General features: G+C 70.7%; 15 protein-coding genes. 10 read left to right on the top strand and 5 right to left on the bottom strand.

Annotation, left to right across the window (positions count from 1 at the left end):
* Window positions 1–33: 33 nt before the first annotated feature.
* Window positions 34–732: a molybdate ABC transporter permease subunit gene (modB, locus tag AC1DQJ_RS11780; protein WP_477603435.1), complete on the bottom strand. Its 699-nt coding sequence runs from the start codon at window positions 730–732 to the stop codon at window positions 34–36.
* On the bottom strand, window positions 729–1,610 hold the full coding sequence (locus AC1DQJ_RS11775; protein WP_477603433.1) for a precorrin-2 dehydrogenase/sirohydrochlorin ferrochelatase family protein: 882 nt from the start codon (window positions 1,608–1,610) through the stop codon (window positions 729–731). The genes modB and AC1DQJ_RS11775 overlap by 4 nt, the downstream gene beginning before the upstream one ends.
* A gap of 180 nt (window positions 1,611–1,790) precedes the next feature.
* Here AC1DQJ_RS11775 and AC1DQJ_RS11770 point away from each other — a divergent pair, with 180 nt between their 5' ends.
* Together AC1DQJ_RS11770 and AC1DQJ_RS11765 are read left to right on the top strand one after the other, a co-directional pair.
* Entirely contained in the window at window positions 1,791–2,285 is a 495-nt protein-coding gene (locus tag AC1DQJ_RS11770; RefSeq protein ID WP_477603432.1) for a (2Fe-2S)-binding protein, read from the top strand.
* Window positions 2,286–2,299: 14 nt separating this feature from the next.
* Window positions 2,300–4,489 carry a xanthine dehydrogenase family protein molybdopterin-binding subunit gene (locus tag AC1DQJ_RS11765; RefSeq protein ID WP_477603430.1) on the top strand — a complete coding sequence of 730 codons (2,190 nt, stop codon included), beginning with the start codon at window positions 2,300–2,302 and terminating at the stop codon, window positions 4,487–4,489.
* On the opposite strand, the gene AC1DQJ_RS11760 is transcribed toward AC1DQJ_RS11765, so the two are convergent.
* Complete coding sequence (locus tag AC1DQJ_RS11760) at window positions 4,486–5,088, bottom strand: nucleotidyltransferase family protein (protein WP_477603428.1); 603 nt, start codon at window positions 5,086–5,088, stop codon at window positions 4,486–4,488. The two genes, AC1DQJ_RS11765 and AC1DQJ_RS11760, sit on opposite strands and share 4 nt — an antisense overlap.
* A gap of 29 nt (window positions 5,089–5,117) precedes the next feature.
* Between AC1DQJ_RS11760 and moaA the strand changes: the two genes are divergently transcribed.
* From moaA to AC1DQJ_RS11730, 6 genes are read left to right on the top strand one after another with little or no spacing between them, the layout of a single operon-like run.
* The gene (gene moaA, locus AC1DQJ_RS11755; RefSeq protein ID WP_477603426.1) at window positions 5,118–6,152 is read left to right on the top strand and encodes a GTP 3',8-cyclase MoaA; all 1,035 of its coding nucleotides are present in this window, start codon (window positions 5,118–5,120) and stop codon (window positions 6,150–6,152) included.
* 5 nt (window positions 6,153–6,157) lie between these two features.
* Window positions 6,158–6,397 carry a MoaD/ThiS family protein gene (locus AC1DQJ_RS11750; RefSeq protein WP_477603424.1) on the top strand — a complete coding sequence of 80 codons (240 nt, stop codon included), beginning with the start codon at window positions 6,158–6,160 and terminating at the stop codon, window positions 6,395–6,397.
* Entirely contained in the window at window positions 6,394–6,837 is a 444-nt protein-coding gene (locus tag AC1DQJ_RS11745; RefSeq protein ID WP_477603422.1) for a molybdenum cofactor biosynthesis protein MoaE, read from the top strand. Before AC1DQJ_RS11750 ends, AC1DQJ_RS11745 begins: the two co-directional genes overlap by 4 nt.
* 4 nt (window positions 6,838–6,841) lie before the next feature.
* The gene (gene moaB, locus AC1DQJ_RS11740) at window positions 6,842–7,390 is read left to right on the top strand and encodes a molybdenum cofactor biosynthesis protein B (RefSeq protein WP_477603420.1); all 549 of its coding nucleotides are present in this window, start codon (window positions 6,842–6,844) and stop codon (window positions 7,388–7,390) included.
* Entirely contained in the window at window positions 7,391–7,861 is a 471-nt protein-coding gene (moaC, locus tag AC1DQJ_RS11735; protein ID WP_477603418.1) for a cyclic pyranopterin monophosphate synthase MoaC, read from the top strand.
* A complete protein-coding gene (locus tag AC1DQJ_RS11730) occupies window positions 7,858–9,048 on the top strand; it encodes a molybdopterin molybdotransferase MoeA (RefSeq protein WP_477603416.1) in 1,191 nt (396 codons plus the stop codon). The genes moaC and AC1DQJ_RS11730 overlap by 4 nt, the downstream gene beginning before the upstream one ends.
* On the opposite strand, the gene AC1DQJ_RS11725 is transcribed toward AC1DQJ_RS11730, so the two are convergent.
* Window positions 9,045–10,028, bottom strand: coding sequence for an XdhC family protein (locus AC1DQJ_RS11725; RefSeq protein ID WP_477603414.1), 984 nt, complete (start codon window positions 10,026–10,028; stop codon window positions 9,045–9,047). The two genes, AC1DQJ_RS11730 and AC1DQJ_RS11725, sit on opposite strands and share 4 nt — an antisense overlap.
* Before the next feature lie 101 nt (window positions 10,029–10,129).
* Here AC1DQJ_RS11725 and AC1DQJ_RS11720 point away from each other — a divergent pair, with 101 nt between their 5' ends.
* Together AC1DQJ_RS11720 and AC1DQJ_RS11715 are read left to right on the top strand one after the other, a co-directional pair.
* On the top strand, window positions 10,130–11,005 hold the full coding sequence (locus AC1DQJ_RS11720; protein ID WP_477603412.1) for a bifunctional regulator KidO: 876 nt from the start codon (window positions 10,130–10,132) through the stop codon (window positions 11,003–11,005).
* A 31-nt stretch (window positions 11,006–11,036) separates the two neighbouring features.
* Window positions 11,037–11,744: a cytidylyltransferase domain-containing protein gene (locus AC1DQJ_RS11715; RefSeq protein ID WP_477603410.1), complete on the top strand. Its 708-nt coding sequence runs from the start codon at window positions 11,037–11,039 to the stop codon at window positions 11,742–11,744.
* A 4-nt stretch (window positions 11,745–11,748) separates the two neighbouring features.
* Here the strand turns inward: AC1DQJ_RS11715 and ald are convergent, their stop codons facing one another.
* Window positions 11,749–12,867 (bottom strand): alanine dehydrogenase, encoded by a 1,119-nt coding sequence (ald, locus tag AC1DQJ_RS11710; protein ID WP_477603408.1) that lies wholly within the window; start codon window positions 12,865–12,867, stop codon window positions 11,749–11,751.
* Window positions 12,868–12,885 lie beyond the last annotated feature (18 nt).

Here is a 12,885-nt window from a genome sequence, read left to right as displayed (position 1 = left end):
GATATAAATACGAGTCAATAATATCCGGGTAAATTAAACTCGATCGCCTCGCGCCCTGTGTCCGGCCCAGCGGCCGACCGCATCGGAGACCAGCACCGCAGCGATTGCGATGACCGCCGCCACCAGGCAAAGCGCCGCAGCCCGCGCCTCGTCGCCCGGCGACTGGGTGGCCCCATAGATCGCCGCCGGCAGGGTCAGGGTCACGCCAGGGATGGCGCCGACGAAGGTGATGGTGGCGCCGAACTCGCCCAGCGCCTTGGCGAAGCCAAGCACCGCGCCGGCCGCCACGCCGGGGCCCGCCAGCGGCAGGGTCACGCGGAAGAAGCGGGTCACCGGCCCGGCCCCGAGCAGCAGGGCCGCCTCATCCACCTCGCGATCGACCGCCTCGATGGCCAGGCGAATTGGCCGGACCATCAGCGGAAAGGCCATCACCCCGGCCGCCAGGGCTGCGCCGGTCCAGTCGAAGGCGAAGACGATCCCTACCTTCTCCAGCCACGCCCCGATCGCCCCGCGCTTGCCGAACAGCAACAACAGCACATAGCCGGTGGCGACCGGCGGCAGCACCAGCGGCAGGGTAACCGCGGCGTCCAACAGCACCCGGGCGGCGAACCGGCCGCGCGCCTGGGCCAGCGCGGCGGCGACCGCGATCGGCAGCCCGACCAGCGTGGCCGTCAGCGCCACCCGCAGCGACAGAATGACCGCGGCGAAGTCGTCGGGCGTGAGATGGCTCACCGGGCGGCCGTCGGCAGGATGTCGATGGCGACGCCGGCCTGGGCCAAGGCCTGCAACTCGGCGGCGTCAGGCGCGGCGGCGGCCAGCACCCGGGCCACGGTGCGCCCGGCCAGGGCGGCGGCGGCGGCCTGCTCGGCCGGCAGGTGATCGGCGTCGCGGCGAGCCATGGCCAGGATGTCCGCGTCGGCTCCCGGGTCGGCGGCGACGATGTCGGCGGCGGCCAGGGCGCGGCTGGCGCGAAGAGTCAGGAGGTCGGCCGGGCCGCGCCCGTCGATGAAGCGCACACGCCCGCCGCCCTGCGGCCCCTTGGCCAGGTCCGCGCGCAGCAGGCGCACAGCGCCCTCCATGTCGCCGGCCATGGCGGCTTCGGCGGCGGGTCCGATCAGTGCCTCGCGCAGGAAGGCGCGGCGCTCGTGCAATTGCGGCAGCGCGGCCCGCACCTCGTCCTGCAGGCTACGGAACAGGGCCGCGACCCGGCCGGCGCCTTCGGGCACCCGCTGCTCGATGTCGGCGCGCAGCATGGTGGCCAGCATCGGCGAGGCGCCGCCGGTGCCGATGGCCGCCACCACCTCGCCGCGGTCGATCACCGCTGGGGTCGTGAAGTCGCAAAGCCCTGGCCGGTCGACGACGTTGACCGGCACGTGGGCCGCGCGCGCGGCGGCGGCGGCGGCCAGGGCGAAAGCCTCGTCGGGGCTGGCCACGAAGGCGAGGACCGCGCCGGCATAGGCCTGCGGATCGCGGGCGGCGTCGCCCTCCAGATGCACCAGCCGTGCCGGCGAGGAGGCGAGCAGGCGCAGCTTGGCCTGCGCCGCCTCGCCCGATCCGGCGACTACGACCTTGCGTCCGCTCAAGGGGAAGAAGGCGGGAAAGGCGTCCACTAGCCGGTCTTGCAGTTCCGGGCGGCCGCGGCGCTCAGCAACATCACCTTGATCATCTGGGAATTCACGCCTCCACTGCGCCTAGCCTAACCACGCTCGGTCGGAAACGCAGCCACCTTTACCGGTCGCGGGAAGCACTGCTAAAATGAGCAAACGCTCACATCGCGGAAGGGATAGACCATGGCCATGACCCTGGACGTCAACGGCAAGCCCATGTCCGTCAAGGCCACCCCCGATACGCCCCTGCTCTGGGTCCTGCGCGACGAGCTTCATCTGACCGGGACCAAGTTCGGCTGCGGCGTCGCCCAGTGCGGGGCCTGCACGGTGATGGTCGACGGCCAGGCGATCCGCTCGTGCGTGACGCCGGTCCAGGCGGTGGCCGCGGGCAAGATCACCACCATCGAAGGCCTGGGTGGAACTCACCCGGTGCAGGCCGCCTGGATCAAGCACGACGTCGCCCAATGCGGCTACTGCCAGTCCGGCCAGATCATGTCGGCCGTGGCGCTGCTGGCCGCCACGCCCAAGCCCTCCGACGCCGACATCGACGGCGCCATGGACGGCAACATCTGCCGTTGCGGGACCTATCAGCGGGTGCGGGCCGCCATCAAGGACGCCGCGGCGACGCCTGCCACGCCCGCCGTCGCCGCGCCGGCCCCGGCGCCGGCCAAGGCCTGAGGGGAGAAACGCAGATGAACGCTCCCGTGAAACCTTCCGACATCTCCAGCGCCACCCGCCGCGACGTGGTGATCGGCGCAGGCCTCGTCGGCGGCGCCCTGGTGGTCGGCGCCTGCTCGCCCGGCGACATCCTGTCGGTCGGCGCCAAGACCGACTTCGGCGCCTTTGGCCCCTTCATCAAGATCGCTCCCGACGGCGCGGTGACGGTGGTCTCCAAGCACATCGAATTCGGCCAGGGCAACCACGCCGGCCTCGCCGCCATCGTCGCTGAGGAACTCGACGCCGACTGGTCGAAAGTCCAGGTCGAGCAGGCCCCCGCCATCGCCAAGGTGTTCGCCAACACCGGCATGGGCGTGCAAGGCACCGGCGGCTCCTCGGCGATCTCCAACAGCTGGGACCAGCTGCGCAAGGCCGGCGCCTCGGCGCGGGCGATGTTCGTCGAGGCCGCGGCCAACAAGTGGAACGTGGCGGCCGGCGAGATCGCCGTGAAGGACGGGGTGCTCAGCCACGCCGGCTCGGGCAAGAGCGCCAGCTTCGGCGAACTGCTGCCCGACGCGGCCAAGGCGACGCCGCCGGCCACCCCGACCCTGAAGGATCCCAAGACCTTCACCCTGATCGGCACCGACCGCGTGCGCCGCAAGGACAGCCAGGCCAAGTCAACCGGGACCGCGCGTTTCACCCAGGACGTCCAGCTGCCGAACATGCTGGTGGCGATGGTCGCCCACCCGCCGAAGTTCGGGGCCAAGGTCGCTTCGTTCGACGCCGCCGACGCCAAGAAAGTCCCGGGCGTGGTCGAGGTCTACGAGATCCCCAGCGGCGTCGCCGTGGTCGCCGACAACACCTGGGCCGCCAAGCAGGGCCGCGAGGCGCTGAAGGTCACCTGGAAAGAGGACGAGGCCGAGAAGCGCTCATCCGACGCCATCCTGTCCAGCTACAAGGACCTCGCCTCGGGCAAGACCGCGGCGACCGACAAGCTGAAGTGGCAGGCCTTTGAGACTAAGGGCGACATCAGCCAGGCGTCGGGCGAGGCGTTCGAGGCCGCCTACGACTTCCCCTACCTGGCCCACGCCACCATGGAGCCGATGAACTGCGTCGCCGAAGTCGGCCTGGGCAAGGCCAAGCTGACCTTCGGCTCGCAGATCCCGACCCTCGACCAGCTCAACACCGCCAAGGTGGTCGGCATGCTGCCCGGCGCGGTCGAAATCGAGACCCTGTTCGCCGGCGGCTCGTTCGGGAGACGCGCGACCTTCCAGTCGGACTATGTCGTGGAGTGCGTGCAGATCGCCAAGAAGGTCGGCGGCGGCCGCCCGGTGAAGCTGGTCTGGACGCGCGAGGACGACATGGCCGCCGGCTACTTCCGGCCCATCGTCCACCACGCCGTGAAGGTGACCTTGGACAAGGACGGCTTCCCGGCCAGCTGGCGACATCGGGTGGTCACCCAGACGATCATGAAGGGCTCGCCGATGGGCACGCCCGAGCTCGACGAGACCGCGATCGAGGGGACCAAGGGCTCGCCGTACCTCAAGGCGACGCCCATCGTCGATGCTCAGTTGATCCAGCCGGAGGTCGGCGTGCCGGTGCTCTGGTGGCGGTCGGTCGGCGCGACCCACACCGCCTATGTGATGGAACACACCATCGACCAGCTGGCCAAGAAGGCCGGCAAGGATCCGGTCGAGTATCGCCGCGCGCTCTACACCAAGGCCGGCGCCAACCGACACCTGGCGGTGCTGAACCTGGCGGCTGAGAAGGCCGGCTGGGCGACGCCGGCGCCCGCCGGCTGGACCCGCGGCGTGGCCGTGCACGAGAGCTTCGGCTCGGTGGTCGCCCAGGTCGCCGAGGTGAAGCTGGAGAACGGCGCGCCCAAGGTCGGCCGGGTGGTCACCGCCATCGACTGCGGCACAGCCATCGCCCCCGACCAGATCGCCGCCCAGATGGAAGGCGGGACCTGCTACGGGCTCTCCGCCGCGATGTTCGGCCAGATCACCCTGAAGGACGGGGTGGTCGAGCAGACCAACTTCGACACCTACCGGGTGCTGCGCAACACCGAGGCCCCGACCGTCGAGACCTACGTCGTGCCCTCGGGCAATGCGCCCAGCGGGGTCGGCGAACCGGGCACCCCAGTGATCGGTCCGGCCGTGGCCAACGCCCTCCTGACGCTCACGGGCAAGCCGACGCTCAGCCAGCCGTTCGTCAAGCCGGTCTAGGCCGGGAGGTCGCCGCGCTCGTCGACGTCGAACAGCACGCCGTCGTCGGGCGCTTTGACCAGGGCCAGGCGCTCGCCGAGGTCCTTGAGGATCGCGCGGGCTCCGGCGTCGCCTTGCAGGGTGCGTAGGCGCGGCGCGAGTTCGACGCCGATCAGCGCCGGATGGCCGCGCTGGCCGGCGAACACCGGGGCCGCCGCCGGGGCTCCAGCCCGCACCGCGGCCGCCAACGGCTCCAATACGGAATGGGGAATGCGCGGCATGTCGCCGAGGAATACGAACACCCCGGCGCTCTGGTCGTCGAGTTCGGCGGCGACGCGGCGCAGCGAGGCGCCCATCCCTTCGGCGTGGTCAGCGGCGTGGACGATGGTCAGCTCGCGCCCGGCGCGGTCTGCGAACGCCTTGGCGGCGGCCTCGACCCGTTCGGCGTCTGCGCCGCTGACCAGCACCACGCGCCCCACCGGCGCGGCGAAGGCCGCGGCCAGCGCGCCGTCCAGCAGCACCCCGCCGCGCCAGGGGGCCAGCAGCTTGCCGCCGCCGAAGCGGCTCCCGGCCCCGGCAGCCAATACCACCGCTTCGAACACGCCACCCTCTGTCGCCAACCGTTGTTCCTCTCTATGTTAGTGCCAGCATGACGCCCTATGACGCCGCATCGCCGCAAGAGGCTCGCGTCCAGCCCTTGATCGATGGGTTCGGCCGCACGGTCAGCTATCTGCGTGTTTCGGTCACCGACCGCTGCGATCTGCGCTGTGTCTACTGCATGTCCGAGCACATGACCTTCCTGCCCAAGGCGGAAGTGCTGACGCTTGAGGAACTGGACCGCATCGCCTCGGCCTTCGTGTCGCTGGGCACGCGCAAGCTGCGCATCACCGGCGGCGAGCCGCTGGTCCGCAAGGGCGTGATGGGCCTGATCGAAAACCTGTCGCGGCATCTGAAGTCCGGCGCCCTGGACGAACTGACCCTGACCACCAACGGCACGCGGCTGGAGGAATTCGCCGCCGACCTGGCCCGGTTCGGGGTGCGGCGGGTCAACGTCTCGATGGACACCCTCGACCCGGCCAAGTTCCGCCTGCTGACCCGTGGCGGGCAGCTGTCCAAGGTGGTCGCCGGCGTCGACGCGGCGCTGGCCGCCGGCATCGCCGTGAAGATCAACGCCGTGGCCCTGAAGGACGACAACGCCGCCGAACTGCCGGACCTGATCGCCTGGGCCCACACCCGCGGCTGCGACATGACCCTGATCGAGGCCATGCCGCTGGGCGAGATCGAGGTCGACCGCACCGACCAGTTCCTGTCGCTGAAGGACGTCCGCGCCGGGCTGGAAAGCTTCTGGAGCCTGACCGACATCGACCACCGCACCGGCGGCCCGGCCCGCTATGTGCGGGTGGCCGAGACCGGCGGTCGGCTCGGCTTCATCACCCCGCTCAGCCATAATTTCTGCGAAAGCTGCAACCGCGTGCGGCTGACCTGCACCGGCACCTTGCACACCTGCCTGGGCCGCGAGGACGCTAGCGATCTGCGCGCTGTGATCCGCGCGGGGGCCGACGACGTAGACCTGGTCGACGCCATCCGCCTGGCCGTCGACGCCAAGCCGCAGGGCCACGACTTCCGCATCGAGCGCGCCGCCGCCCCGGCCGTGGCCCGCCATATGTCGACCACCGGAGGCTGATCGGCATGGCCCGCGTCCTGTTGTTTGGTCGCCTCAGCGACATCGCCGGCTGGCGCGAGCGCCAGGTGGAGAGCGACTCCCTCGCCGGCCTGCGCGCTCTGCTGTCGGGCGAAGACGAGGGCCTCGCCGACGCCCTCTCCGCCCCCGGCGTCCAGGTCGCCCTGGACCAGGCCATCGTGCGCGGCGACGCAGTGTTGTCGGCCCGCTCGGAGGTCGCCTTCCTGCCGCCGATGAGCGGCGGATGATCGCCCTCACCGATCAACCGTTCGACCCCGGGCAGTTGCTCGGCGAGTTCAGCCGCGGCCGCCGCGAGACCGGCGCCATCGCCACCTTCACGGGCCTGGCCCGCGCCGAACAGGGCGCGACCGTCACCCTCGAGCTCGAAGCCTATCCCGGCTTCACCGAGCGCGAGATCGACCGCATTGCCCAGGACGCCAAGCAGCGCTTCGCGCTCGACGACTTCCACATCGTCCACCGGGTCGGAAAGATCGGGCCCGGCGAGGCGATCGTCTTCGTGGCCACCGCCGCCGCCCACCGCCGCGCGGCCTTCGAGGCCTGCGATTTCCTGATGGACTACTTGAAGAGCCGCGCCCCCTTCTGGAAGAAGGAGACCGGCCCCGACGGCGCGCGCTGGATCGAACCGCGCGCCCAGGACCACGCCGACATCGCCCGATGGGAGAACTAGAGCCATGAACGCCCTCGCCCCTGGCGGCCATATTCACGAAGACCAGGCGATCAAGCCGGTACGCATCGCCGTCCTGACCGTCTCAGACACACGCGACGAGGAAAGCGACACCTCCGGCCACGTGCTGGCTGAGCGGATCACCGGCGCCGGCCACGAGCTGGCCGACAAGGGCATCGTCAAGGACGATGTCGCCCAGATCCGCCAGCAGATCAAAGCCTGGGTCGCGTCCGGAAGCGTCGATGCGATCATCACCACCGGCGGCACCGGCATCACCGGCCGTGACGTGACGCCTGAGGCGGTCGAGCCGCTGTTCGACAAGAAGATCGACGGCTTCTCGGTGATCTTCCACCTGGTCAGCTACCAGTCGGTCGGCCTCTCCACCCTGCAGAGCCGTGCGACTGCCGGTATCGTCGACGGGGTGTTCGTGTTCTGCCTGCCCGGCTCCAATGGTGCGGTGAAGGACGGCTGGGACAAGGTGATCTCCGCCCAGCTCGACAGCCGCCATGGCCCCTGCAACATGGTCGAGCTCATGCCCCGTCTGCTCGAGAGCTAGGTGAGCAAGCTAACCCACATCGACGAGACCGGCCGCGCCCACATGGTCGACGTCTCCAGCAAGGACGTCACCGCCCGCGAGGCGAGCGCCGAAGGCTTTGTGCGCATGGACGCCGCGACCCTGGCTCTGGCGCTTTCCGGCGACGCCAAGAAGGGCGACGTGCGGGCCACCGCCGAGATCGCCGGGATCATGGCGGCCAAGAAGACCTCCGACCTGATCCCGCTCTGCCACCCGCTGGCCCTGACCAAGATCGAGGTGCGGGTCTCGCCCGCCGAGGGCGGACTGGCCGTCACGGCGCGAGTGAAGACGTCCGGCCAGACCGGCGTTGAGATGGAGGCGCTGACCGCCGTCTCGGTCGCCTGCCTCACCGTCTACGACATGCTGAAGGCGGCCGACAAAGGCATGACCATCGAGAATGTGCGGCTGCTGACCAAGAGCGGCGGCAAGTCCGGCGACTGGACGCGGTCATGAAGCTGCTGGCCGTCGATGAGGCCCGCGCGCGGATGTTGGCCGAGGTCTCAGCCCTTGGCGCCGAGGCTGTTGATCTGAAGTCCGCCATCGGCCGGGTGCTGGCCGAAGACGTCACCGCCGGGCGCGACCAGCCGCCGTTCGACGCCTCGGCGATGGACGGCTGGGCGCTGCGCAGCGCCGATTCTCCCGGCGCCCTGCTCATCGCCGGCGAAAGCGCGGCCGGTCATGGCTATGAAGGCGAACTTCAACCGGGCCAGGCGGTGCGCATCTTCACTGGCGCGGCGGTGCCGAAAGGCGCCGACACCATCGTCATCCAGGAGGACGCGACCCGCGACGCCGATCACGTCGCCGTTCCGGCCTCGGCCCCGGGCTCCAGCATTCGCCGCGCCGGCGGAGATTTCCGCGCCGGCCAGGCCCTGCTGACCAAGGGAACACGCATCGATCCGTGGCGGTTGTCCCTGGCGGCTTCCGCCGGGCGCGCCGAAGTCCTCGTCCACGCCCGGCCGCGGGTGGCGATCGTGTCCACCGGCGAGGAGATCGTCGAGGCGCCGGCCGCGCCGGGCCCCTACCAGATCTACGATTCCGGCGCGCCGGCCCTTGCCGCCATGGTCGAGGGTTGGGGCGGCGTGCCCACCAAGCTCAAGCCGGTGCGCGATGAACTGGACGCGGTGATCGAAGCCCTACGCACCGCCGACGCCGAGTTGGTGGTGACCGTGGGCGGGGCCTCGGTCGGCGACCACGATCTGGTCCGCGCCGCAGCCGAGGCGCTCGGCCTCTCGCTCAAGGTCGCCAGCGTCAATGTCCGTCCCGGCAAGCCGACGTTCTTCGGGGTGCTGGCCGACGGCCGCAAGCTGCTGGGCCTGCCCGGAAACCCGGCCTCGGCCTTCGTCTGCGCCGAGCTGTTCCTCAAGCCGATCGTCAGCAAGCTGCAAGGCTCGGCAGGAAACCTGCCGATCACGAGCGCAAAACTCGCCCTGCCGATGGCCGCCAACGGCGCCCGCGAGCACTGGATGCGGGCCAAGCTGAAGGTCGAGAACGGCGCGCTGATCGCCGAGCCCTACCGCGATCAGGACTCCTCGCTGGTCACCGTATTCGCCGCCGCCGACGCGCTCCTCCGCCGCTCGGCCAACGCCCCGGCCCTCGCCGCCGGCGACCTCGTCGAGGTGCTGCCGCTGGCGCGGGCCTAAGCCGTCTCGCGCTTCGGGGTCGCCTTGCGCGGCTCCTCCGACACCCGCGCGTGCCGCAGGGCGGTGATCTCGCCGATCACCGACAAGGCCACTTCCCACGGCGCCTTGCCGCCGATGTCGAGGCCGATGGGCGCGTGCAGCTGCTGCAGCCGCGCCTCCGGGAAACCCGCGGCGCGCAAGGGCTCAAGCCGTTCGGGCAGCCGCTTGCGCGCGCCCAGCAGCCCGACATAGCCCGCCGCCGACGGCAGCGCCGCAGCCAGGGCCTCGCGGTCCATGTCGAGATTGTGGGTGGCGATGGCGATGGCCGTCCAGGCGTCGGTCCCGATCGCCGCCAGCGCCGCGGCCGGCTCGTCACGGCGGTAGGCCACGCCCGGCAGCGGCGGCGGTGTTTCAGGGCCTTTGGGGCGGACCAGAGTGGTCTCCATTCCCGCCTGGGCGCCGAGCGAGGCGATCGCCAGGGCGGTCGGATCGGAGCCGAACACCACCAGGCGCGGGGTCGGCTCGAAGACCTGGACGATGGCCCCGTCCCAGGCCGCAGGCGCAGGCCCGCAGGCCCGGCGCACCCCGTCGCTGACCCAGGTCGCCGTGCGCCGTTCGTCCTGCGCCCTCAGCAACTCGGCCAAGGCCGGATCGCCCGGCTCGACCCGCTCGACGAAGATCTCGATGCGCGCGCCGCAGAGCAGCTGGATGTCCGGCCACGGGCTGCCCGCGCCATAGACCAGCCGCCGGGGCGCTCCGTCCTTGAGGCAGGCGAAGGCGTGATCGGCAACGTCGGCCTCCACGCAGCCGCCGGAAAAGTAACCGGCGACGACGCCGTGGGCGAAAACCATCTGGGTTCCCGGCGGGCGCGGGCCGCCTCCCTCGACCGAGGTCAGGGTCGCCAGAGCCAGGGGTGCTTTCCCTTGCTGCGCTTGGCGTAGGGCGGGGCGCACGTCGTCGGCCATGCCGAACAGGGGCCATTCGGGGAGAGGATCACGCATGGCTCGACTTTAACCCCCTGGAAAGTTCCTAGACACCGCTTCTTTAGGCATTGCGGTGAAGATGGCCCCTCCTCGCTTCCGTATCCAGCGTCACCGGCTTCATGATCTCACCGCTCTCCAAGCTCGGCCTCGGCTCCGCTCAGTTCGGTCTCGACCAGACCACGCTGATCCGCGGCCGCGCGCCCAAAGCCGAAGCCCGGGACATCCTGGATATCGCGGCGCGTGCGCAGTTGCCGGTGCTGGACGTCGACGGCCATTCGGCCGTAGCCGACGCCGCCCTGGGCGAAATCATGCCGCGCCCGCATCCCTTCCGCGTTTCGATCTCCACCGTCCGCCCCGATCGCGGCCCGGACTATGTCGAGGTGGAAGCCCGCAACGTCATGCGCCGGCTGGGCGTCGAACAGGTCGACGCCATCCTGGTGCCCTGCGCCGCCGACCTGTTTGGCCCCCACGGCATGGCCCTATGGAATCGCCTCCGGGCGATGAAGGACGCCGGCCTGACCCGCAAGATCGGCGTCGCGGTGTTCGCCTCCGACGACCCGCTTGGCGTCGCCCGCCGGTTCCGCCCTGACATCGTCCAGGCCCCCGCCTCGCTGCTCGACCAGCGGCTGCTGATCGACGGCACCCTGGCCGCCCTGGCCGGGCTGGGGATCGAGGTGCATCTGCGCTCGATCTTCCTGAACGGCCTGCTGTTCCTGCCGCCCGATCGCGCGCCCTCGCACCTGAAGGCCGCCGCCAGCCGTATTTCCCGCGCCCGCCGTCTGATCGCGGAAGGCCGCTCCGACCCGCTGCAGGCCGCTCTCGGCTTTGCGCTATCGCGGATCGAGGCCGCCTCCGTGCTGGTTGGCGTCACCTCCGCCGCCGAGCTCTCGGCCGTGATCGCGGCCGCCTCCAGCCCGCCCCCCGATCTCGATTGGGACGAGATGGCGATCGACGATCCGGTCGCCCTCGATCCCCGCGCCTGGGCCGCCGCCTAAGCCCCGGGCGCGCTCAGAAGGAGCCGCCGCCATGATCCTCGCCGTCCTGCAAGCCCGGATGAACTCCGCACGGCTGCCGGGCAAGGCGATGGCCCCGCTTCGCGGTGAGCCGATGATCTGGCGTCAAGTCGAGCGCATCCGCCAGGCCCGCACCGTATCGCGCCTGATCGTCGCCACCAGCGTCGAGCCGGTGGACGATCCGTTGGCCGGCTTCCTGGTTTCGCGCGGACAGAGCGTGCTGCGCGGCGCCGCCGCCAATCTCACCGACCGCTTCCGCCGCGCCATTGAGGCCGCCGGCCCGGTCAGCCATGTGGTACGGATCAAGGGCGATTGCCCGTTCGTCGATCCTGGGATCATCGATCAGGCCGTCCGCCAGGCGCTGAAGACCGGCGCGGCCTACACCTCCAACCGCGCGCTGCGCACCTATCCGCGCGGGCTCGAGGTCGAGGTGGCGACGGTGGCGGCGCTGAACTGCGAGGCCTCGGCGATCTCGGCTGAGGAGGCCGCCGTCAGCTCGCCCCTCGCCCGCGTGCGCGACCGGGGCGAGCGCTATCCCCAGGCCCACTGCCTGGCCGAACGCGATCTTTCCGGCCTCGACTGGCGGGTGAAGACCCCGGCCGATTTCGCCTTCGCCCGCGCGGTCTATGACGCCCTGCACCCGGCCGATCCGGCGTTCGGGATGCAGGACGTGCTGGACATCATCCAGGGCCGCCAGGACCTGGCGCGGTGGGCGGCCTAGACCGTTACTGCTTGCCCCAGACGCCGTAGGGATCGACGAACGGCTTGCCCAGCGCCTCGGCGACGGCAGGGTGCGTGACTTCGCCCTTCAGGACATTGAGGCCCTTGGCCAGGTGCGGATTGTCGGCCAGCGCCTTCAGCCCCTTGTCGGCCAGCGATAGGCCAAAGGGCAGGGTCGCGTGGACCAGGGCCTCCGACGAGGTGCGCGGCGCGGCGCCCGGCATGTTGGCCACGCAGTAGTGCACGACGCCGTCGACCACATAGGTCGGCTCGGCGTGGGTGGTCGGATGCGAAGTCTCGAAACAGCCGCCCTGGTCGATGGAGACGTCCACCAGCACCGAGCCCGGCTTCATGCGCTTCAGGTGATCGCGGCGGACCAGCTTGGGGGCTGAGGCCCCCGGGGTCAGCACTGCGCCGATCACCACGTCGGCCTTCAGCACCTCTTCCTCCACCGCATCGAGGGTCGAGTAGCGCGTGAGGATGCGGCCGAGGAACATGTCGTCGAGCTGGCGCATGCGCGGGATCGAGCGCTCGACCACCACCACCTCGGCGCCGAGGCCGGCGGCCATGCGCGCGGCGTTCATGCCCACCACGCCGCCGCCCAGCACGCAGACCCGCGCCGGCGGCACGCCGGGGACGCCGGAAATCAGCAGACCCATGCCGCCATTGTGCTTGAGCAGGGTCTCGCCGGCCGAGAACACGGCGATGCGGCCGGCCACTTCGGACATCGGGGCCAGCAGCGGCAGGCCGCCCGCGGCGTCGGTCACGGTCTCATAGGCGATGCCCGCGCAGCCCGATGCCAGGAGGCCGTTCGCCTGCTCCGGATCGGGCGCCAGGTGCAGATAGGTGAAGAGGATATGCTGGTCGTTCAGCCGCGCCCATTCGACGGGCTGCGGCTCCTTCACCTTGACGATCAGCTGGCTGTCCTTGAACACCGTCTCGGCGTCGGGCGCGATCTTGGCGCCGCCGCGGACGAAGGCCTCGTCGGAATAGCCCGCCCCGTTGCCGGCCCCGGACTGAACCAGGACCTCGTGGCCGCGGGTGACGTACTCGCGCACGGCGGTCGGCGTGAGGCCAACCCGGTGCTCGTTCGGCTTGATCTCGCTGGGAACGCCGACTTTCATGGGACCGCCTCCAAAGGA

The organism is Phenylobacterium sp. P4_E10, from assembly GCF_056401675.1.
Note: the sequence above shows the minus strand (reverse complement) of the source record. Positions and strands in the feature narration are given on the sequence as shown.